The organism is Tahibacter aquaticus (assembly GCF_004363655.1).
GTDB classification, from domain to species: domain Bacteria; phylum Pseudomonadota; class Gammaproteobacteria; order Xanthomonadales; family Rhodanobacteraceae; genus Tahibacter; species Tahibacter aquaticus.
In genome coordinates this window covers 628046-650046 of the sequence record NZ_SNZH01000001.1, presented here as the reverse complement: position 1 = coordinate 650046, position 22001 = coordinate 628046, and the positions used below count along the sequence as shown (strand labels likewise).

15 protein-coding genes and 1 other RNA gene are annotated in these 22001 nt (G+C 66.2%); 6 read left to right on the top strand and 10 right to left on the bottom strand.

Annotation, left to right across the window (positions count from 1 at the left end; translation table 11 throughout):
* Positions 1 to 90: 90 nt before the first annotated feature.
* Together DFR29_RS02580 and DFR29_RS02575 are read right to left on the bottom strand one after the other, a co-directional pair.
* Complete coding sequence (locus DFR29_RS02580; protein WP_133816980.1) at positions 91 to 1212, bottom strand: type II secretion system F family protein; 1122 nt, start codon at positions 1210 to 1212, stop codon at positions 91 to 93.
* Between the two features lie 126 nt (positions 1213 to 1338).
* Positions 1339 to 4119 carry a valine--tRNA ligase gene (locus DFR29_RS02575; RefSeq protein WP_133816979.1) on the bottom strand — a complete coding sequence of 927 codons (2781 nt, stop codon included), beginning with the start codon at positions 4117 to 4119 and terminating at the stop codon, positions 1339 to 1341.
* A gap of 162 nt (positions 4120 to 4281) precedes the next feature.
* Between DFR29_RS02575 and DFR29_RS02570 the strand changes: the two genes are divergently transcribed.
* The gene (locus tag DFR29_RS02570; RefSeq protein ID WP_133816978.1) at positions 4282 to 5331 is read left to right on the top strand and encodes a cyclic nucleotide-binding domain-containing protein; all 1050 of its coding nucleotides are present in this window, start codon (positions 4282 to 4284) and stop codon (positions 5329 to 5331) included.
* Between the two features lie 147 nt (positions 5332 to 5478).
* On the opposite strand, the gene rpiA is transcribed toward DFR29_RS02570, so the two are convergent.
* The 7 genes from rpiA to DFR29_RS02535 all read right to left on the bottom strand — a co-directional run bounded on the left by rpiA (position 5479) and on the right by DFR29_RS02535 (position 12989).
* A complete protein-coding gene (gene rpiA, locus DFR29_RS02565; protein ID WP_133816977.1) occupies positions 5479 to 6123 on the bottom strand; it encodes a ribose-5-phosphate isomerase RpiA in 645 nt (214 codons plus the stop codon).
* An 82-nt stretch (positions 6124 to 6205) separates the two neighbouring features.
* The gene (locus DFR29_RS02560; protein ID WP_133816976.1) at positions 6206 to 6658 is read right to left on the bottom strand and encodes an EVE domain-containing protein; all 453 of its coding nucleotides are present in this window, start codon (positions 6656 to 6658) and stop codon (positions 6206 to 6208) included.
* Between the two features lie 18 nt (positions 6659 to 6676).
* Positions 6677 to 7276 carry a 5-formyltetrahydrofolate cyclo-ligase gene (locus DFR29_RS02555; protein ID WP_133816975.1) on the bottom strand — a complete coding sequence of 200 codons (600 nt, stop codon included), beginning with the start codon at positions 7274 to 7276 and terminating at the stop codon, positions 6677 to 6679.
* Positions 7277 to 7473: 197 nt separating this feature from the next.
* A non-coding RNA gene (ssrS, locus tag DFR29_RS02550) (6S RNA) lies at positions 7474 to 7658 on the bottom strand.
* A gap of 6 nt (positions 7659 to 7664) precedes the next feature.
* Entirely contained in the window at positions 7665 to 7967 is a 303-nt protein-coding gene (locus tag DFR29_RS02545) for a cell division protein ZapA (RefSeq protein WP_133816974.1), read from the bottom strand.
* A gap of 148 nt (positions 7968 to 8115) precedes the next feature.
* Positions 8116 to 8340, bottom strand: coding sequence for a TIGR02449 family protein (locus tag DFR29_RS02540; RefSeq protein WP_133816973.1), 225 nt, complete (start codon positions 8338 to 8340; stop codon positions 8116 to 8118).
* A 77-nt stretch (positions 8341 to 8417) separates the two neighbouring features.
* Positions 8418 to 12989 carry an EAL domain-containing protein gene (locus DFR29_RS02535; RefSeq protein WP_133816972.1) on the bottom strand — a complete coding sequence of 1524 codons (4572 nt, stop codon included), beginning with the start codon at positions 12987 to 12989 and terminating at the stop codon, positions 8418 to 8420.
* Positions 12990 to 13223: 234 nt separating this feature from the next.
* Between DFR29_RS02535 and DFR29_RS29590 the strand changes: the two genes are divergently transcribed.
* The 3 genes from DFR29_RS29590 (at position 13224) to DFR29_RS02525 (ending at position 16599) form a co-directional block, all read left to right on the top strand.
* Positions 13224 to 13814, top strand: a complete 591-nt coding sequence (locus tag DFR29_RS29590) for a UPF0149 family protein (RefSeq protein WP_208113488.1) — start codon at positions 13224 to 13226, stop codon at positions 13812 to 13814.
* 6 nt (positions 13815 to 13820) lie between these two features.
* Positions 13821 to 15146 carry an aminopeptidase P N-terminal domain-containing protein gene (locus DFR29_RS02530; protein ID WP_208113487.1) on the top strand — a complete coding sequence of 442 codons (1326 nt, stop codon included), beginning with the start codon at positions 13821 to 13823 and terminating at the stop codon, positions 15144 to 15146.
* A gap of 112 nt (positions 15147 to 15258) precedes the next feature.
* The gene (locus DFR29_RS02525; protein WP_166653827.1) at positions 15259 to 16599 is read left to right on the top strand and encodes an AcvB/VirJ family lysyl-phosphatidylglycerol hydrolase; all 1341 of its coding nucleotides are present in this window, start codon (positions 15259 to 15261) and stop codon (positions 16597 to 16599) included.
* 15 nt (positions 16600 to 16614) lie between these two features.
* On the opposite strand, the gene mprF is transcribed toward DFR29_RS02525, so the two are convergent.
* Positions 16615 to 19233 (bottom strand): bifunctional lysylphosphatidylglycerol flippase/synthetase MprF, encoded by a 2619-nt coding sequence (mprF, locus tag DFR29_RS02520; protein ID WP_166653826.1) that lies wholly within the window; start codon positions 19231 to 19233, stop codon positions 16615 to 16617.
* A 233-nt stretch (positions 19234 to 19466) separates the two neighbouring features.
* On the opposite strand from mprF, the gene DFR29_RS02515 reads away from it, so the two are divergent.
* Both DFR29_RS02515 and cydB read left to right on the top strand, forming a co-directional pair.
* A complete protein-coding gene (locus tag DFR29_RS02515) occupies positions 19467 to 20849 on the top strand; it encodes a cytochrome ubiquinol oxidase subunit I (protein ID WP_133816969.1) in 1383 nt (460 codons plus the stop codon).
* On the top strand, positions 20846 to 21856 hold the full coding sequence (gene cydB / locus DFR29_RS02510) for a cytochrome d ubiquinol oxidase subunit II (protein WP_133816968.1): 1011 nt from the start codon (positions 20846 to 20848) through the stop codon (positions 21854 to 21856). Before DFR29_RS02515 ends, cydB begins: the two co-directional genes overlap by 4 nt.
* The last annotated feature ends 145 nt before the right edge of the window (positions 21857 to 22001 follow it).

Genomic DNA, 22001 nt, shown 5'->3' with positions numbered 1-22001 from the left:
AATGAATCGAATGCCCGCGCGATCCCGGCACCCACAATCGCCTCGCGGTGCCATTCGCTGGCGCTCATCGCACCCTGCGCAAGACCGGTATCAGTGTCCTACCGTGGCTGCGGCGCAGCGCCGGGTCAGTTCCAGCTCGCCGAAGGCCTTCAGCCGCGGCAGCACGCGGCGCAGCAGACGGGCGGCCTCGGGCTTCCTGCCCATGGCGCCCAGGCAGAGCACGCGGTGTGCCTGGATGAAATCGTGCATGGACTCGACCATCGCATTGCCAGGCTGGCTGTCCAGCGCTGTCGCGGCCTGTGTCAGCAAGGTATCGGCAGCGGCATGGCGGCCGCGGGCCAGCGCCACCAGTCCGCTGGCGTAGTCGAAATAGGCGCGCGCCAGTGGTGTCATTTCGTTGTCGCGCACTTCGTCCAGCAGCACGGCAGCCTCGTCGTGCTGGTGCAGACGCCAGACCAGGGTGGTGGCGTACTCGATGATCTCGCTGGTGCCGCGGTGCGACAGCGAGACAGCCAGGGCCTGGTTCTTGCCCATGTCGCTCCAGGCTCGTGCTGCCGCGTAGATCATGTTGAGCCGGCTCAGATAGACATAGCGTGGCTGCAGCTGGGTGGAGTATTCGCTCGCGATCACCATGGCCTCGGTGATGTCGCCCTTGGCCGCCAGGGCGGCGGCACGGGAAAACGTCGTATCGATCAGCACCGACTGCAGCGGCAGCCAGCGGCCGAGACGTTCGATGCGCTGGCTGATCGCGAGTACCTCGTCCCAGCGCGCCCAGCTGCGTGCCTGCAGCAGTTGTGCGTACAGCGCAACCGGCAGCGCCGCCCAGAGGGGAAACAGCAGGGCCAGGCCGGCAAGCACGAAACTCAGCAGGGCGCCGACGCCGAACGGCGGGCCGACGTAGAGCGACCACAAGGCCCATCCGCAGAATGGCAACCAGAGGAACGCATTGCTGACATAGGCGCCGAGCAGCGCCGCCGGGAAACCGCTGCGATGGTGCCGCGCGCGCAGCTCCTGCGCCGGGCTTACAGCGGGTGGGATGCGATGGCCTTCGGCCGCGGCGCGGGCGCCGGATTGCGGCTCGGTATGAAAGCGCACATCGCTATAGCCTTGCAGTTTCAGGCGGTAGCTTGCTGCCGCCTGCGTTTCCGCTTGTACGCGGCCTGATTGGGCTCGGCCGTTGCGATCCTTGGCTTCGTACAGGAATGAGGGCATGCGAAAGCGTTCCCGGCGGTATCGCTGTCTAGTCGTCTTGCTTGAAACCTAGCGCGTGTGGGTACGTACGCGCCAGCATCCCGCATTCGCACCGGCCGGCGGTAAAGCCGGCCGGGCAGGTTTGGCTCAAATGCCGTCCAGGCTGGTAGCCTGGTCGCGCAGACCCTTCAGCTGGTTGCTGAAGTCGGCCAGGCGCTGGCGCTCCTGTTCGACCACGGCCGCTGGTGCATTGGCGACGAAGGTCGCCGTGCCGAGCTTGCCGTTGCACTTGGCGATCTCGGCTTCGATGCGGGCGATTTCCTTGGCCAGGCGCACTTTCTCCGCGCCGAGATCGATCAGTCCGGCCAGCGGAATCAGCAGCTTCAGTTCGCCGATGATGGCTGCCGAGGCCGCGGGCTCGGCCTCGTCCGGCAGCAGCCAGCGCTGCGATTCGACGCGAGCCAGGAAACCGATCTGCGCAGCGAACTTGTCCGCGCGAGAACGATCGGCCGCATTGCCGCCGACATACAGCAGCGGAATCGCCTTGCCCGGCGCCAGGTTCATTTCGCTGCGGATACGGCGCAGCTGCGACACCACTGCCTTGAGCCACTCCACCTCGGCTTCGGCCGTCGCATCGGCAGCAATATCGGCTGCGCGCGGATAGGCCTGCAGCGACACGCTGGGCGTGGCGATGCCGAGCTGGGGTGCCACGTTCTGCCAGATTTCCTCGGTGATGAAGGGAATCAGCGGATGCAGGGCGCGCAGCAGGGTTTCCAGCGTGTACAGCAAAGTATGGCGGGTGGAATCCGCGGCGGCCGTATCGGCGCCGTTGAGCGCTGGTTTGGCCAGCTCCAGGAACCAGTCGCAGAACTCGTTCCAGGTGAATTCGTACAGCGCCTGGGAAACCAGGTCGAAGCGATAGGCGGCGAACTGGGTTTCCACTTCGCCCAGGCAATGCTGCAGGCGCGCCAGGATCCAGCGCTCCGCCTCGGTCCTGAGCGCCAGCGGCGCAGCGGTGTCGACGCGGAAGCCTTCGCAGTTCATCAGGGCGAAGCGCGCGGCATTCCACAGCTTGTTGCAGAAATTCTTGTAGCCGCCGCAGCGGTCGAGATCGAACTTGATGTCGCGGCCATGGCTGGCCAGCGAGGCGAAGGTGAAGCGCAGCGCGTCGGCGCCGTAGGCGGCGATGCCGTCGGGATAGTCCTTGCGCGTGGCCTTTTCGATCTTGGGCGCGTCCTGCGGTTTCATCAGGCCGCTGGTGCGTTTTTCCAGCAGATCCTGCAGCGAGATGCCGTCGATCAGGTCGATGGGATCGAGCACGTTGCCCTTGGACTTGGACATCTTCTGGCCGTCCTTGTCGCGCACCAGGCCGGTGATATAGACGTCCTTGAACGGCACCTCGCCGGTGAAATGGTCGGTCAGCATGATCATGCGTGCGACCCAGAAGAAGATGATGTCGAAGCCGGTCACCAGTACCGAGGTCGGCAGGTAGCGTGCGAAGCCGCGCTCGGCCATCGCCGCTTCGTTCGGCCAGCCCAGCGTGGAATGCGCCCACAGCGCCGAGGAGAACCAGGTTTCCAGCACGTCGTCCTCGCGCCGCAGCACGACGCTCGCACCGCCGTGGCGGGCCGCGGCCTGGGCCAGCGCCGCTTCCTCACTGCGTGCGACATAGCTGTTGCCAGCCTCGTCGTACCAGGCCGGAATGCGGTGGCCCCACCACAGCTGGCGGCTGATGCACCAGTCCTGGATATTGCCCAGCCAGTGGCGGTAGGTGTTGATCCAGTTTTCCGGTACAAAGCGAACTTTCCCGCTTTCCACCAGTTCCAGACCGCGTGCGGCCAGGCCGTCCATCTTCACGAACCACTGCCAGGTCAGGTACGGCTCGATCACCTGGCCGGTGCGGTCGCCGCGCGGCACCTGCAGCTTGTGCTTCTTTTCCTCGACCAGCAGCCCGGCGGCATCCAGGTCGGCCAGCACCACCTTGCGCGCGTCGTAGCGGTCCAGGCCCTGGTACTTGGCCGGTGCATTGGCGTTGATCTTCGCCTCGTCGGTGAAGATGTTGATCGGCTCCAGGCTGTGGCGCTGGCCGATGGCGTAGTCGTTGAAGTCGTGCGCCGGCGTGATCTTGACGCAGCCGGTGCCGAATTCACGCTCGACGTAGTCGTCGGCGATGATCGGAATCTGCCGTTCGCTCAGCGGCAGGGCGAGGTGTCGGCCGATCAGGTGCGCATAGCGTTCGTCCTGCGGATGCACTGCCACGGCGACGTCGCCGAGCATGGTTTCCGGCCGCGTCGTCGCTACCACCAGCGAGCCGGAACCGTCGGCCAGCGGATAGCGGATCGACCAGAGCTTGCCGTCTTCTTCTTCGCTGACCACTTCCAGGTCGGAGATCGCGGTCTTCAGCACCGGGTCCCAGTTGACCAGCTTCTGGCCGCGGTAGATCAGGCCCTGCTCGAACAGGCGCACGAAGGTCTCGCGCACCGCTTCGGACGGAATCTCGTCCATGGTGAACATGGTCCGGCTCCAGTCGCCGGACACGCCCATGCGGCGCATCTGCCGTTCGATGGTGTCGCCGGACTGCTGCTTCCATTGCCAGACGCGCTCGATGAAGGCGTCGCGGCCGAGCTCGCTGCGGCTCTTGCCTTCCGGTGCGAGCAGGCGCGTGACCACCATTTCGGTAGCGATGCCGGCATGGTCGGTGCCCAGCTGCCACAAGGTGTCGCAGCCGCGCATGCGGTGGTAGCGCACCAGGGTATCCATCACCGTGTGCTGGAAGGCGTGGCCCATGTGCAGGGTGCCGGTCACATTCGGCGGCGGCAGCAGGATGGCGTAGGGCTGGCCCTGGCCGGATGGCTTGAACCAGCCGCTGCTTTCCCACTGGCTATACCACTTCGATTCGATCTGGCCGGGTTCGAAACTCTTGTCCATGACGTGAAAGACCTCGGCCCGGACGGCAGGCGTCAGGGCAGTTGCGCGATAGGGATGGGCCGATTGTAGCGTCGGCGCGACGGCGCGCCTAACTGGCTGTATTCCCTGGCTGCGCAGGGCGCGGCTACACTGCGGCCAGCAGGCACAGTCGAGGGGTGGGGCATGAGCGTCAACAGCGCCGATCTGGCCAAGCTATATCCGCTGGATTCGCTGCGGCCGGAGAACCTGGAGCAACTGGCACGCGAGGCCACTACCGAGGAACTGGGGCGCGGTGCGCCGCTGTTTTCCGCCGGCGAAACCGACGAACACACCATTTTCGTGCTGTCGGGCCGGGTGCGCGGCGAATACCCCGACGGCAAGGTCAAGGAAACCGATGCGTCCACCTTGCAGGGCCGCTATGCCCTGGGCGACATCCAGCCGCGGCGATTTTCCGCCACGGTGTCCTCGATCAGCGCCACGGTCGCGCGCATCGACCGGCGCTACATGGAAAAGATCATCTGCTGGGACCAGCTCTCGCGCACCGAGAATTTCCGTCACTGGGACCCTTCGCCCGAGGCCAACCGCTGGGTGTTCCGCCTGCTGCAGTCGCGCGTGATGCACAAGCTGCCGACCGCGGGCATAGAGCGCATGTTCCAGCGCTTCGAACAGGTCGACGTGCGCAATGGCGAAGTGATCGTGCGCGAGGGCGAGCCGGCCGATTTCTTCTACGTGATCAAGGACGGGACGGCGACTGTGTCCAAGAGCCTGGAGACCGGCGATTCCATCGTCGCCTATCTGGTGCGCGGCGACAGTTTCGGCGAGGACGCGCTGCTCGCCAACACGGTGCGCAATGCCACCGTCAGCATGATCAAGGACGGCCAGCTCATGCGCCTGGCCAAGCGTGCCTTCGACGAAGTGATGAAGCCGCCGGCGGTGGACTGGCTCACGCCGGGCAAGGCGTCGATCTTTGCGCGCCAGGGCGCGGTGGTGCTGGATGTGCGCCTGCCCGAAGAGTTCGAACAGCGCGCGATCAAGGGGGCGATCAATACGCCTTTGTATACCTTTCGTGAAACCGTCAGCACCTACGACCGCGGCAAGAAGTACGTGGTCTATTGCAATACCGGCGAACGCAGTGCCGCGGCCGCGTTTATCATGGCCAAGATGGGCTTTGAGGTGTACGCCCTGCAGGGCGGCATCTCCGGCATGATCAAGCAGATCGACAGGAAAGCCTGATCGTTCTGCGCCGTCGCCGTCCGTGGGGCGCAATGAGCGCTGCGAATTGCGCCGTTTTTCCGGTTGACACTGCAAGGTCGACACTTGCGGTGCAATTCGCTTGCGCTCATCGCACCCTATGGTGCGCTCGCAAGACCAGGCAGGCGACTACGCCATCAACTGATCGCCGATCAGCACGATATCGGCCGGGCGCGCAGCGAACAGGCCGACGCAGACCACGCCGACGATCTGGTTGTATTCGCGTTCCAGCGCGACCGGATCGACGATGGACAGGTTGTGCACATCGAGAATCCAGTTGCCGTTGTCGGTCACCGTGCCGTCGCGCCAGACCGGCTGGCCGCCGCGCTTGACGATCTCGCGCGCGACATGGCTGCGCGCCATCGGAATCACTTCCACCGGCAGCGGAAACTTGCCCAGCACGTCGACACGCTTGGCCGGATCGATCATGCAGACGAAGCGCTCGGATGCCGCGGCGATGATTTTCTCCCGCGTCAGCGCCGCGCCGCCGCCCTTGATCAGGCGCTTGTGGCCATCGCATTCGTCGGCACCGTCCACGTACAGCGGCAGGGTGCCTACGCTGTTGAGGTCGACGACACGGATACCGCGTTCGCGCAGCAGCTCGCTGGAGCGCTCCGAGCTGGATACGGCGCAGTCGATTTCGTCGCGCATCTTGCCCAGTTCGTCGATGAAATAGGCCACGGTCGAACCGGTGCCGACGCCGACGACGCTGCCTTTTTCCACATAGCCGGCGGCGCGCTGTGCGGCCAGGCGTTTCTGTTGTTCGCGATCCATGAAAGCTCCGGGGCCGGTAGGCGGCGAAGAGATATACGAGTATGAAAATCAACTAATGTGGCCGAGGCGGGCGGCCCGCGGCTTATTCCAGCGAAATGATCAGATCCCATTCGTTCTTGCTCACCGGCATCACCGAAAGACGGTTGCCTTTCCTGACCAGGGCGAAGTCTTCCAGCTCGGGCTTTTCCTTCAGCTCGGCCAGGGTGATGGTGCGCTTGAGCGTGCGCTTGTAGCCGACTTCCACCAGCAGCCAGCGCGGCTCTTCGCGTTTGCTGCCGGCGTCGTAGTAGTCGCTCTTGGGGTCGAACTGGGTCGGGTCCGGATAGGCGTCGCTGACGATCTCGGCCAGGCCGACCACGCCGGGCACTTCGCAATTGGAGTGGTAGAACAGCACGCCGTCGCCGACCTTCATGTCGTCGCGCATGAAATTGCGCGCCTGGTAATTGCGCACGCCGTTCCAGGGTTCTTTCTTCTTCTTGGCGAGCGCGTCGATGGAAAATTCCTCGGGCTCGGATTTCATCAGCCAATAGCGCATGGGCAGTCCTGCTCGGATTCAGGCCGGGGTGCAGTCGATCAGTTCGCGTTCGGTCGCGATGAAGTCCAGCCGCACGTCCCAGGATTCGGGCGCGAGTGTAGCCACTTCCTGGAAGCTGTAGCCGATGCCGACCAACAGTGGCGTAGCCGGCCGCTCGGTCTGTTGCAGGAAGGCGAAGCTGGAATCGTAGAAACCGCCGCCGTAGCCGAGGCGATGGCCGCGGCGGTCGAAACCGAGCAAGGGCACCAGTACCAGCTCCAGGCTGGCTGGCGATACCAGTTCCTTGCTCTCGACCTGGGGCTCGGGAATGCCGAAGCGGTTGGGTTGTACCGTGCTGGCCGCGCTGTAGCGCGCAAAGCGCAGCTGGCGCGCGCGCGCGGCGACTGGCAGATGAAACTGCTTGCCCTGGCGCCACAGGTGCGCCACGACCAGGTGCAGCGACAGCTCGCCATTGACTGCGAAGTAGCCGCCGATGCGCTCGTCCACGCTCAGTTCCGGCAACTGCTGCAGCTGCTGCAGCAGTCCCTGGGCGGCGGCGATGCGTGCGGCCGCGGGCAGGTTGGCGCGCTGCTCGCGCAGGTTCTGGCGCAATTCCTGGCGCGCGATGGCGGTGGACATGGATAGGCCGGCTGAGGAAACGAGGCGCGATGGTAGCGCCGCAGCGCGGCCGAGTGGGGCGCCCCGCAGTGGCAAGTGAAAGAAAGCGATGAAGCGACCGCGGCGATGCCGCTGCGTCTGTGTTGCTTGTGTCAGGGGGGCGGGCGACCGCGTTTCAGAACCAGCAACCGGGCGTCTGTTCCGATCCCGTCGGAAAGACGCCCTCCGCCGTGCCGATGCGCACAGAACGACCTTGAACCCCGTTGAAAGGTGGGCAAACTCGCGAGATCTCAGGCTTCCCGCACATGGCGGACATGCACACCGACCTCAGCACTGCAAACCCGGGGTAGTCGATTAGGAACAAGGCAAATGTTAAATGCGCTGTCGCACACGGCAGAGAACGACGCGCCTATTTTACGGACGCACTGAGCACGCCATCAAGCTTGTGTTTTAGTGCCTGCACGTGCTGTGCCACGGAATCGGCCTGGCTGGTGCCTTGCTGGCGTGCCGCAATCAGCTCGTGGGTGATGTTCAGCGCAGCCAGAACAGCGATGCGATCCAGGCCGCTGGCCTTGGCCGCGCTTTTCACTTCGCGCATCTTGCCGTCGAGATAAGCCGCCGCAGCGATCAGGCCAGGGCGTTCTTCGTCGGTGCAGGCGATCAGGAATTCCCGATCCAGAATGCTTACGGAAACCGGTGCAGGTGTGCTCATCGGAACCTTGGGGCGCTAGGAGAATTCAGGTCGTGCGGTTGCAGGTGCGCGATTCCGGCGGTACGCCGCTCGCTTGCGCGGCAGGCGTCTGCCGTGGCGATGCCAGTGCAGCGTGGATGTGCATGGGTCGGTTCGGCCCCGGCGCAATTCAGGCGTTCTGTTCCAGCGACTTCAGCCGCGCAATCATGGCCTCGACCCGGGTGCGCGCCTGCTCGTTCTTCTGCAGTAGCAGCGCACGCTCGTTGGCCAGTTGTTCCTGGCTCTGGCGCAGACTGCGATTTTCCTCCGCCAGACGCCGGCACTCCTCGACCAGACGATCGATGCGGGCGCTGACCTCGTGCAGGTCGGCAAGCGTGGTATTGGCCGCGGGCATGGGATCGAATATAGCAGAGGCTTACTCGCCCGCAATGGCGGTAAAGCCAGCTCGTGCACCCAATTACGTCGTTGCCGTCACAAGGCGATGGCACCGCCGCGGCGCGACTTGAGGAATTCCAGGCAGCGCTCGGCCGACAGCGGCAGCGACAGCCAGTTGCCCTGGATCTCGTCGCAGCCCTGTTCGCGCAGGTATTCCAGCTGTTCGTGGGTCTCCACGCCTTCGGCGATCACGTTCAGGCCCAGCGAATGGGCCATGGTGATGATGGTCGCGGTGATCGCCTCGTCGTCGGGGTCGGTGGTGAGGTCGCCGACGAATTCCTTGTCGATCTTCAGCGTGTCGATGGGCAGGCGCTTGAGATACGACAGCGAGGAATAGCCGGTGCCGAAGTCGTCGATCGCCAGCGACACGCCGATGGATTTCAGCTCGTTCAGTGTGCGCACCGATTGCTCGGCGTTGTTCATGATGGTGCTTTCGGTCAGTTCCAGCTCGATCTGCTGCGGCGCTATGTCGTGCTCGGCGAGGATTTCGCACAGCCGCCGCGTCAGCTCGCCGCGCAGCAGCTGCAATACCGACAGGTTCACCGCCATCACCACGTCGGATATGCCCTGCTCGCGCCAGCGCGCCAGCGTGGCGCAGGCGCGGTCGAGCACGAACTCGCCGATGTCGATGATCAGGCCGGCCTCTTCCGCCAGCGGAATGAAAACACCGGGTGAAATTTCACCCAGATCTTCACTGTGCCAGCGCAGCAGTGCCTCTACCCCGACGATGCGCGCCTCGCTCAGCGACAGCTTGGGCTGGAATACCAGGCGGAATTCGCCGCGTTCCATCGCCTTGCGCAGCGCGCCGACCATGGTGGCGCGGCGGCGCGCGTCCGAATCCATCTCCGAGGTATACACCTTGTAGGTGTTGCGGCCGCTTTCCTTGGCCTGGTACATCGCCGTGTCGGCGTACTTGAGCAGATCGGTCGGCACCTGGGCGTGGTCGGGATACAGGCTGATGCCGATGGACGGCGAGATCACCACTTCCTGGCCCGCATCCAGCGCGAGCGGCTCGCCGAAGGCCAGCAGCAGCTTCTGTGCGATGTGCTCGGCTTCGCTGCCGTCGTGCACGTCTTCCAGTACCACTGTGAATTCGTCGCCGCCCAGGCGCGCCACGGTATCGCTGTCGCGCACATGCGCGCGCAGGCGCGAGCCGGCGGCCTTGAGCATGCGGTCGCCGGCCGCATGGCCCATGGAATCGTTGACGTGCTTGAAGCGGTCCAGGTCGAGGAACAGCACCGCGACGCGGCGGCCGTTGCGCCGCGCGCGCATGATGGCGTGGCCCAGGCGCTCGCCCAGCAGGGTGCGGTTGGGCAGGCCGGTCAAGGTGTCGTAATTGGCCAGGTAGCGCAGTTCCTGTTCGGCGCGCTTGCGGTCGGTGATATCGGCCAGCACGCCGACGAAATGCGTACGCATGCCATGACCGTCGCGTACTTCGGCCAGTTCCAGCCAGCTGAGGAATTCCTCGCCGTCCTTGCGCCGCTGCCACAATTCGCCGCGCCAGTGTCCGGTCTGGCCCAGGGTCTCGCGCATCTGCTCGTAGACTTCCGGCGCGTGCTGCGGTGAATTGAGCACGGCCGCATTCAGGCCCAGCACTTCGTCTTCGCGATAGCCGGTCATGCGGGTGAAGGCGAGATTGACCGAGGTGAAGTGGTAGTCGAGGTCGGTCACGGTGACCGCTTCGGTCATGTTGCGGATGACTTCGGCGGCGATGCGGCGCTCGCGCTCGGCCAGGCGCGAAGCGGTGACGTTGCGTGCGGTGCCGCTGATGCGCGCGGGCTCGCCGTCGCTATCGCGTTCGACGATCTTGCCCCGGGACAAGACCCAGATCCAGCCGCCCTGGGCGTGGGCGACGCGGTGTTCCGACTCGAAATGACTGGTCACCCCGGCGACGTGGTCGGCCATGGTCCGGTCTACCCGCGGCAGGTCGTCCGGATGCACGGCGAAATTGCGCCAGTCGTCCGCGCTGAGGCTTTCCTCTGGCGAGGAGCCCAGCAACTGGTCGGCACCGAAGCGGTAGATGCGCCCGCCGCGCATATCGTAGTCCCAGAATTCGTCGCCCGAGCCCCACAGCGCCAGGCGCAGGCGGTCTTCGCGGGCGCGCAGTTCGTTCTGGTGGCGCTGTTCCTCGGCGCGCTTGCTGCGCCGTTCGCGCCAGATCGCCAGCACAACCAGGCTGGCGATGCCCGCGTAGATCAGCTTCATCCATAGCGACGCCCACCACGGCGGCACGATCTCGAACGGCAGCGAACTTTCCTGCGCCTTGCCGTCTCTGGACGCGGCGCTGCGCACGCGGAAGCGGTAGTCGCCCGGGTCGAGATTGGTATAGCTGACATCGTGGCGGGTACCGCCTTCGATCCAGTCTTCGTCGAAGCCGTCGAGCTTCCAGGCAAAGCGATTGGTCTCCGGTGCGCTGTAGTCCAGCGCGGCGAATTCGAAGCGCAGCAGGCGTTCGGCCTGGGGAATGCTCCATTCCCAGGTGCTGTCGCCGGCCAGCTGTTCGCGCCGGCTGCCGACGGTCAGCGCGGTGATCACCACCGGTGCGTTGTAGGGATGTTGCGCCAGGGTGTCCGGGCGAATCAGGTTGGTGCCGTTGACGCCGCCAAACAACAGTTCGTCCGGGCTGCGGGAAAACGCCGCGCCGCCGTTGAATTCGTAAGCCTGCAGGCCGTCCTTGAGGGCAAAGTTGCGCACCTGGCGCGTGCCGGGCTCGTAGCGCGTGATGCCCCGGTTGGTCGACAGCCACAGGGCGCCGGCCACGTCTTCGAGGATGCCGTAGATGGTGTTGCTGGTCAGGCCGTCCTGGCTGGAGATACGGCTGAAGCGCGCGTTGTCGTCGGTCAGCTCGTCCAGGCGCAGCAGGCCGCTATGCGTGCCGACCCAGATGGTGTCGTCCTTGGCCTGGTAGATGGTGCGTATCAGGTTGCCCGATTGCGAGGCGTGCGCGCCGGCCTGGGTATTCAACCGGTGCAGCCGGCCGCTGCTGTCGAGCAGGGCCAGGCCGTCCAGCGTACCTACCCAGAGCCGGCCCTGGCGGTCTTCCAGCAAGGCCAGCACCATGTTGTGCGGCAGGCTGGCGGGGTCGGCGTCGTCATGCCGCCAGTTGCGCAGTTCGCCTTTCTTGCCGTAGCGGAACAGGCCTTTGGTGCGCGAGCCCAGCCACAGTGTGCCGTCGGCACCGCGCGCCAGCGCGCGCGTTTCCTGGTCGCCGCTGGCGACGACGGCGGCGCCGGACAGCGGTGGAATCGGCAGCAGGCTGGCCTGCCGCGTGCGCGGGTCGAATTCGAAGGGGCCGTGGGAGCTGGCCAGCCACAGTTTGCCGTCGCCGGCGCCAGCGATGCTGTAGACGCACAGTTCCTGCGGCGGCACGCGCAGCCCCAGCGCCTTGGCGAACGAGTCGTTCCAGTTTTCGTAGCGGTCGCGCTCGCGGTCGTAGCGCTTGAGCCCGTCGCCTTCGGTACCGATCCAGATATAACCGGGTTCGTCGCTGTACAGGCCGCTGACCATGTTGCGCGTGACGCGGTCGTGCGGCGCCTCCAGGTCGACCAGCCAGGTGAAGGTTTCGCTGGTCGGCCGCGTCGTCGCCGCGCCGCGGGTTTCGCCACCCAGCCAGAGCAGGCCGGAGCGGTCGATCATCAGGGTGGTGATGGATTCTTCCGGCAGCGAGCCGGGCAGGTCGCGCTGGTGGTGCAGCCATTCGTTTTCGCCGCTGTGCGGGTCCAGCCGCACCACGCCGGCACCGCGCACGGCCAGCCAGATGCGGCCGCTGGCATCTTCGACGGCATCGAAGACGTTGGCCGGCTCGGCACCTGCAGGTGGCCATAGCTGCTCGGTGCGGCTGCCGTCGGCGGATACGCGCAGGAAGCCCGCCGCCGTGCCCGCGTACAAGGTGCCGTCGCGGCCGATCAGCGCCGACAAGGTGTTGCGCAGGGCCGGGGCGGCCAGGCGGCTGGCCTTGGCCGTGCTGCGGTCGATCTTCAGCAGGCCCTGGCTGGTGGCGGCATAGAGGCTGCCGTCGGGCGCATTGACGAAGCGCCGCAGCGGCCGCAGCGGCAGGTTGTCGGCCTCGAAGCGAAACAGCGACTGGCGCGTGCCGGCCTGGGGATCGACCAGGTCTATGCCTTCGCGCGAGCCGACCCAGATGCGGTTGCGCGCATCGGCCTGAACCGCGCAGATGCTATTGCCCCGCGGCGTGGTGGCGCGGCTGCCGGCGGGCACTTCCTGCACGGTGCCGCTGCGCGGGTCGAGGTTGGACAGGCCCTTGGTATTGGTGCCGACCCAGATATGTCCGTCCGGGTCTTCGCCGATGGCGGTGACGAAGCTGTCGGGCAGGCTGTCGCCGCGTTCCGGGTCTTGCTCGAATATGCGGAAGCTGTAGCCGTCGTAGCGGTGCAGGCCGCCCTGGGTGGCGATCCAGATGAAACCGGTGCGGTCCTGCATCAGCGCGCTGACGGTGTTCTGCTGCAGGCCCTGTTCGCTGCCCAGGTTGTCGAAATAATAGCTGCGCCGGGCGGCGTGCAGCGGCAGACAGGCGCACAGCAGCACGATCAGCAGCCAGTGCCGTAGCGCTGCGTTTCGCCCTCCCCCGAGGTATCGCCAGAGTTCCACGCAGCCCGCTCTCCTCGACCTGACGCGCCGGCAGTGTAGGGGCTAGCCTACGCCGCCACTAGGGACATTGTTTCGCCGGACACGCGTTGACACAGAATGCGTTGCAGTCGCGGTTACAATCCGCCGCGATCGAGCAGCAGATACGTCGGGAATGGGGAGCGAGGCGGGGCGCTGCGGCGCCGGGGCCGAGCTGCTGTCCTGCGTGTCTGCGCAGTTGTTGCGCAGGAGTTGTCCATGAATACCAGCTACGCCCACCACCCCTCCCATGCCATTTCCCATGCCGAGCTTGGCCTGGTGCTGCGCGAGCTGGAATTCGGCGTTGCCGCCAGCGACCTGCACGGCTCGCTGACCGGCTTTCTTTGCGGTGGCGGTGTTGCCTCGCCGCGCAACTGGCTGCAGCGCCTGGAGCTGGAGCCCGATCCGGCGGTCGACGCCGGCGCCCGCATGGAGCTGCTGGCGCGGCTGTTCCGCGATTGCCGCAACCAGCTGGAAGACCCGGGCTTTGCCTTCGAGCCGCTGCTGCCGGCCGAGGAAGAACCCCTGACCGAGCGCGCCGATGCGCTGGTGCAATGGTGCCGCGGTTTTCTTGGCGGCCTGGGCCTGTCCGGCGTCAATGTGCAGAAGGCCTTGTCCGAAGACGGCGCGGAGATCCTGCGCGATTTCGGCGCGATCGCCGCATCCAGCTTCGAATACGACGATGCCGAGGAAGACGAGTCTGCCCTGGTCGAAGTGCTGGAATTCATCCGCGTCGGCGTGATGCTGCTGCATTCGGAAATGGCACCGCCGCCGCCGGCCGCCGTGTCCGCCGGCCGCAGTCTGCACTGACCGGGCATGATTGCCGTCCGCGAATTCGCCCGCCGGCGCCGCCAGCTGATGCGCCTGGCCGGCAATGACGCGATCGTCATCGTGCCCGCGGCGCCCGAGCGTATTCGCAACAACGATGCACCGTACCCTTATCGCCAAGACAGCGATTTCCACTATTTGAGCGGTTTCCCCGAGCCCGACGCCGTGCTCGCCCTGTTGCCCGGGCGCGTGCCGGCGGAAACCATCCTGTTCTGCCGCGAACGCGATCCCCAGCGCGAAGCCTGGGACGGCCCGCGGCTGGGGCCCGACGGCGCGGTGGAGAGCTGCGGCCTGGACGACGCGTTTCCGATCGAGGACATCGACGACATCCTGCCCGGCCTGATCGAAGGCCGCAGCCGCGTCTACTACCATTTCGGCCGCGACAGCGAGTTCGATCTCAAGCTGATCGGCTGGATCAAGCGCGTGCAGACCCTGCGCGGCCCACTGGCGCGCGCGCCGCACGAATTCGTCGCGCTGTCGCATCTGCTGCACGACCTGCGTCTGTACAAGTCCAAGGATGAAATCGCGCTGATGCGCCAGGCCGCGACCATCGCCGCCGAAGGCCACCGGCGCGCCATGCGGGCGACCCGGCCCGGCCTGTTCGAGCATCAGGTCGAGGCGGAACTGATCCATGCCTTCCGCAGCGCCGGCGCGGTGCCGTCGTACGAGCCCATCGTCGGCGGCGGCGTCAACGCCTGCGTGCTGCACTACCGCGCCAACAATGCGCGCCTGCGCGACGGCGACCTGCTGCTGATCGATGCTGGCGCGGAATACGACTGCTATGCCTCGGACATCACCCGCACCTTCCCGGTCAACGGCCGCTTCAGTGCCGACCAGCGCGCGCTGTACGAAGTCGTGCTGGCCGCCCAGGACGCCGCCATCGCCCAGGCGCGGCCGGGTAAGCCCTGGACGGCGCCGCACGATGCCGCGGTAGCGGTGATTGCGCGCGGCCTGTGCGAACTGGGCCTGCTGCGCCAGTCGCCGGAGGCGGCCATCGCCAGCGGCAGCTACAAGCGCTTTTTCCCGCACAAGACCGGCCATTGGCTGGGCCTGGACGTGCACGATGTCGGCGACTACCGCGTTGACGGTGAGCCGCGCGAACTGGAGCCGGGCATGGTCATGACGGTGGAGCCGGGCATTTATGTGCCGGCCGATACGCCCGACGTGGAAGCGCGCTGGCGCGGTATCGGCATCCGCATCGAGGACGACATTGCCGTCACCCGCGGCGCACCGGAAATTCTTACTTTCGGCGTACCGCGCACGGTGGCCGAGATCGAGGCGCATATGGGCGCGCCAGCACGGGCCGGACTATAGTCGCCCGCAGCGTTCCCCGCGCAGGCGGCGCCCGCGGGCGACTGTGCTGTGCCAGCATCAATCCGGACGAGGGATTTGCGTGAATCGACTGGCGCTTGTGGTTTTTGCATCCTTGTTTCTTTTTGTGCAGTCGCCGGCCGCTGCCACCAGCCCGGTGCACTACGGCCTGTTCGGCGACCTGCACCTGGCGCGGCCGGGCAGTGCCGCGCGTACCCTGCTGTTCGTCTCCGACGCCAATGGCTGGGATGCGCGCGAAGACGCCTATGCCGACGCGCTGGCCGCCGACGGCAGCCTGGTCGTCGGCATCGACCTGCCCAGCTACCTGAAGGAACTGGCCGGCATCAAGGCCGATTGCGCCTACCCCGCGGCGCATGTGGAAGAGGTCAGCCACTGGATACAGCGGCACGAAGACCTGCCCAGCTATTCGGCACCCTGGCTGGTCGGGCTGGAAAGCGGTGCGGCCCTGGCTTATGCGATTGCGGCGCAGGCACCGGCGGGTACTTTCGAGGGACTGCTCACCCTGGGCTATGACTTCGACCTGCGCCTGCGCCAGCACCTGTGTCCCGGCGATGCCGGCGAGGCCACGGTAGCCGACGGCAAGGCCGGTTTCCGCATCGTTCCGGTGGCCAGGCTCGCACCGCCCTGGCTGGCGCGGCCGTATGCCCCGGGCACGCAGATCAATGGCCTGGGCGCGCGCTTCGCGTCGCTGGACCACTGGGCCGGCAGCCTGCATGCCTCGCATGCGGCGACACCGGCCGCCAACCTGGTCGATACGCTGCAGCGCTGGAACCGGCGCGAAGCCCGCCGCCGCACGCCGCTGCCGCAGGACGTGGCCGATCTGCCGCTGACCGAAATTGCCGCTGCCGGCACGCCGAAAAACCGCATCGCCATCGTGCTGACCGGCGACGGCGGCTGGGCCGGCCTTGACCAGGGCGTGGCCGAGGCGCTGGCCGCCGACGGTGTACAGGTTGTGGGTTTTTCCACCTTGAAATTTTTCTGGCAGAAACGCACGCCGGAAGATGCCGCCGATGCCGTCGCCCGCGTGATCGGCCACTACGCCGCGCAGCAGCCCGAGGCACGCTTTGCCCTGGTCGGCTACTCCTTCGGCGCGAGCCTGGTGCCGGTAGTTTTCAACCGCCTGCCCGAAGAGGCGCGCGGCAGGATCGACCTGCAGTTCATGATCTCGCCCGACGACGAAGCCGTTTTCGAGATCAAGGTCGGCGACTGGTTCGGCGGTGCCCACCACGACGGCGCCCTGCCGATCGCGCCGGAACTGGCCAAGGCCACGGTGCCGGCGGTATGCCTGCACGGCAAGGACGAGGACGACAGCGTCTGCCCCGGCCTGGCCGGCGGCAAGGTCAAATCCATCGATCTGCCCGGCGGACATCACTACGACGGCGAATACGCCACCATCGGTACGACCGTATTGGCGCAGTGGCCGCTGCGGCAATAGTGCCGCTGCCGCGCCTCAGCCCTTGAGCAGCCGGCGATAGCCGCCGGCGACCAGCGCCGCCACGTCGATCAGCAGCCCCGGCACCCAGACGCCGCGCGGATAGGCCAGGTAGGAGCCGGTCCAGTCGGGGCGGAATTTCTCTTTGTAGCGTCGTATACCCTGGTAGTTGTAGCGGCTGTTGCCGTAGCGGAAGGCCAGCGCGGCCAGGCGTTCGTTGATGCGTGCGTAGGGATTGGCACCGACATTGGACAGCGGCGCCATGCCCAGGCTGAACTGCTGGAACTGCTGCTCCTGCGCCCATTGCATGACCCGGGCGAACAGCAGGTCCATGCTCGACCGCGGCGCGTCGGGCACGACCCGCATCAGGTCGACGCTGGCACTGCCGTTGCGGCCGTAGGGCGGCAGCACATTGGCAAAGGCGACCAGGCGTTCGCCGTGATAGACCAGGGCCAGCGGGCCCCATTCCAGGTAGGCGGGGTCGAAGCGGCCCAGCGAATAGCCTTTTTCGCTGCCGCCCTTGTCCGCCAGCCAGGCGTTGGAGACGCTTTCCACGTCGGCCAGCAGTATTGTGTCGAACGGCGGCTGGCGCAGTTCGAAGCGCAGGCTTTCCTTGATCGAGCGGTTGACCGCCTGGCGCAGGTCTTCCCAGCGCTTGCCGCTGAGGGAGAACTCGGCCAGCTTGATGGTGGCCAGCTCGCCCAGCTTGAACAGGTCGAAGCCGTGGTCGTGGAAGCGCGACAGTTCCGGCTCCAGCACTTCGTAGAACACCGGTACGCGGCTCTGGCTGTCGGCGAAATGACGGAAGTCGAGAATGGCGCGGGAAATCGCCGCATCGCTGCCGCAGGGCGAGCCCAGCGCAACCAGGCGGTCGCGGATGGTGCCGTAGGCGACCACGGCCTGGCGGTCGCCGGCCCAGAACAGCGATTTGTCGCCCATGAAACTCATATGGCCGAATTCGCCGCCGCCATGGCGCTGGTAGACCTCGCGTGCTTCTTCCAGCTCGTGCCGCTGTGGCAGCGGCGGTTGCGGCCGGCGCACGGCGAAGCTCTGCCAGATCAGGTAGATCGCCACGCCCAGCGCAGCAGCCACCAGGCCGCGGGCCAGGCGCGAGGAATGTTCGCTGAAGCCGATGTAGAACAGGTCGAAGGAATCGTCGCCGAGCACGGCGGCCACGCCGACGGCAAAGAACACCACGACCACGCCGACCAGGCCGGCGATCCAGCCGGCGCTGGCGATGGAGCCCAGCGGCATCGCGCGCTGACTGAATACACTTTTGCGCGAACGCAGCAATAGTGCCACGCCGAGCAGGAACAGCGCCTCGCCGTAGTGCAGGCCCTTGGCCAGCGCCAGCAGCGCGCTCAGCGCCAGTACGAACTGGGTCAGCCGGTAGGCCACGTGCAGGCGGCCGTCGATGCCGCGGGCCAGGCCCAGCAGCAGTACGCCGGTCAGCACGCTGAGCCAATACGAGCTTTCGAGCGTCAGCAGCGAAATGTACTGGCCGGCTTCGCGCAGGCGGCCATGCAGGCTGGGTATCGCAGCCGAGGCCAGCAGCAGCGCGCCCGCGGCAAAGGTGAATACGGCGAGCAGGCGCACGCCCAGGTCGGCCAGCAGGCTGGCCGGCAGCTGCAGCACGCCGAACAGCGGATGCCCGGCGAGGCGCTCGCGCAGGCGGGTCAGCAGTGTCAGGCGGTCGGCCAGCAGGCCCGAGCCGAGGTACAGGCCGATGAACAGCGGCAGCAGGTAATAGCTCAGGCGAAACAGGAACAGGCCCGACAGCACGGCAGCCTGGTCGTAGCCGGCCTTGCCCAGCGCAATCAGCAGCAGCCCGTCGAATACGCCCAGCCCGCCCGGCACCATGCTGACCAGGCCCAGCACCGAGGCACCGGCGAAGATCAGCAGCAACTGCGCCGGCGTCACCGCGGCGCCGCTGATATGTAGACAGATATACAAAGTTGCCGCCGACAGCAGCCAGTCGAGCAGCGAGATAGCCGACAGTTCCAGGCGCAGGGTAAAGCTGGGCAGCGGCTGTTCCGGCGGCAGCCAGCGCATCAGGCGTCGGTTCTGCGTCAGCACGAAATACAGCGGCAGGTACAGCGCCGCGGCAATCAGCACGGCGACGGCGAGCCAGCGCGTGGCGGTGCCCTCGAACGGCGGCCAGTTGCCGGATACCAGGCTGATGCCGACCAGCAGCGACAGTCCCAGCGGCAAGGCCAGGGCCTGCATGCCGATCAGGGTGGCGGCGCGGGTCAGGTCAACGCCGCGGCTGCTCAGTCCCATCAGGCGCACGCCGGCGCCCATGGCGCCGGACAGGCTGATGGTATTGGCCAGGGCATTGGCGATCAGCGCCAGGCGCAGCAGTTCAACCTTGCGCAGGTCCAGGCGCAGCCAGCGGGCGATGCGCACGTCGACCAGGCCAGTGATGCACACCGCCAGCAGGGCGAACAGGGCGACGCCGACCGCGGGCAGGGTCGGCACGCCGACCAGGGTGCGCTGCACCTGGGTCAGGTCGAACTCGGCCAGTTCGCGCCAGACCAGCCAGCCGGTGATGCCCAGGAACAGCAGCGGCACCACCCAGCGCAGGCTGGCCAGGCGCGAGGGCGGGGCGGGGGAATCGGGTGCAGCCGTGCTGGTCATGCGGTAGTCCATTGCAGGAGATGGCGGCGCTGCGGCGCAGCCGGCGCAACGCGGGTGACACGTTGCCGCAGCAGGGCTGCGCCACCGTAACGAGGCGGATAATGCCGCGCAACACGAAGACTAGATACCGGCACAGGGCCGGGACAAAAGCGCATCCGCACCCGCCGCCAGGCTGTTGCGGCGCTTGCCGGCATCGGGCCGGCAACGACGGTGCGCATCGCAGTGGAGCAGTCATGGCCGATGCCGAGTTCCTTTCACGCGTCCAATTTGGATTCGTGATTTCGTTTCATATCCTCTTCCCCGCTTTTTCCATAGGCCTGGCCAGCTGGCTCGCCTTTGTAGAGGCGATGTGGCTGTGGAAGCGTACCGATCTCTGGCGCGACCTGTACTTTTTCTGGCTGAAGATTTTTGCCGTCGCCTTCGGAATGGGCGTGGTGTCGGGCATCGTCATGAGTTTCCAGTTCGGCACCAACTGGTCGAACCTGTCGATCAAGGCCGGCAATATCCTCGGCCCGCTGCTCAACTACGAAGTGCTGACCGCGTTTTTCCTCGAAGCCACCTTTCTTGGCGTGATGCTGTTCGGCTGGCGCAAGGTCAGCGACCGTACGCATTTCTTCGCCACCTGCATGGTCGCCTTGGGCACGCTGCTGTCGTCGTTCTGGATCATTTCCGCGTCGAGCTGGATGCATACGCCGGCTGGTTATGTCGTGGTCGACGGCATCTACCAGGCGGCCGACTGGTGGGCAGTGATCTTCAATCCCTCGTTCCCGTATCGCCTGGCGCACATGGTGCTGGCGGCCTTCCTGACTACGGCCTTCGTGATCGGCGGCGTTGCCGCGATCTACCTGCTGCGCGGCCAGTGGGTCGACAAGGCCAGGACCATGCTGCGCTGCGCGGTCGCCTTCATCGCACTTGTGGTGCCGCTGCAGATCCTGGCCGGCGACCTGCACGGGCTCAACGTGCGCGAACACCAGCCGGCCAAGCTGGCGGCCATAGAAGCTCGCTGGGAAACTGAGCGGCGCGTGCCGCTGACTTTGTTCGCCTGGCCCGACGAAAAGGCCGAAACCAACCACTACGCGGTGGACGTGCCGTATCTGGGTAGTCTGATCCTGACCCACTCGCTCGACGGCGAGGTCAAGGGACTGAAGGATTTTCCGCCCGACGAACGGCCGCCGGTAAAGCCCGTGTTCTTCGCTTTCCGCCTCATGGTCGGCCTGGGCTTCAGCATGCTGGGCCTGGCCGCCCTCGGCCTGCTGCTGTGGCGGCGCGGGCGCCTGTTCGACAGCCGCTGGTATCTGCGTGCGTTCGCCCTGATGCTGCCGTCGGGTTTCGTCTGCGTGCTGGCCGGCTGGTACGTCACCGAGATCGGCCGCCAGCCCTGGACCATCTACGGCCTGCTGCGCACGCGCGATTCCTTCAGCGGTGTCGACCTGACCAGCGTGATCATCTCCTTGAGCAGCTTCGTCGTGGTGTACGCCGTCGTGTTCGGTTTTGGCATCTGGTACTTGTACCGGTTGTTCCTGGCCGGGCCGAAATCTGCGCCGCCGCGGGTCGAACCGGAAGCCACGCCGGCACGGCCGCTGTCGGCCGCACCGCCGGCCGGAGAAATGCCATGAACCTGCATGATGTGCTGCCCGTGGTCTGGTTCTTCATCATCGGCTTCGGCGTGCTGATGTACGTGCTGCTCGACGGCTTCGTCCTCGGCCTGGGCATACTCGCGCCGTTCGCCGACGACGAGCACCAGCGCGACCATATGATGAATACCGCCGCACCGATCTGGGACGGCAACGAAACCTGGCTGGTGATGGGCGGTGCCGGCCTGATGGCGGCGTTTCCCCGCGCCTATGCGGTCATTCTGTCGGCCTTGTACCTGCCGATACTGCTGATGCTGATCGCGCTGGTATTCCGTGGCGTCGCGTTCGAATTCCGCTTCAAGGCCGAACGTTCGCGCTGGGTCTGGGGCGTGGCTTTTCACCTGGGCTCGGTCGCTGCGGCGTTTGCCCAGGGGGTGATTCTTGGCGCGCTGGTGGAAGGCATGCCGCTGAAGGAAGGCAAGTACATCGGCGGTGCGCTGGGGTGGTTTTCGCCGTTCGCAATGCTGACCGGCGTGGCGCTGATCTTCGGCTATGCCCTGCTTGGCGCAACCTGGCTGATTCTCAAGACCGAAGGCCGGCTGCAGCGCATCGCCTTCGACCTGACCCGGCCGCTGATGCTGGTGGTGATCTGCTGCATGTTCCTGGTCAGCGTATCGCTGCCGTTCCTGGACTCGCAGCTGATGCAGCGCTGGTTCACCCTGCCGAACTTTCTCTATCTGTCGCCGGTACCGCTGCTGACGGCATTGAATGCGGCCGCGCTCTGGTTTGCGGTGATCCGCAATCGCGAGCTGGCCCCGTTCCTGCTGTCGCTGAGTTTCTTCGGCCTGGGTTTCCTTGGGCTGGTGCTGGGCATATGGCCGAATATCGTGCCGCCGGACCTGAGCCTGTGGCAGGCCGCCGCGCCCCCGTCGAGCCAGGGTTTCACCCTGGTCGGTGCGGCCATCATGCTGCCGGCCGTGCTGTTCTATACCGCGTATTCGTATCGCGTATTCCGCGGCAAGGTGGCGGCGGACGCAGGCTATCACTGAGTGCGCGGCGGCTGGCGAGACTGTGCGGCGCAATTCGCTGCGCTCATCGCGCCCTACGAGGGCGGCGCGTTTTTGCAGGGTGCGTTTTTGTAGGGGGCGATGAGCGCAGCGAATTGCACCGTCGCGGTGTCGCTTCGCACGACAA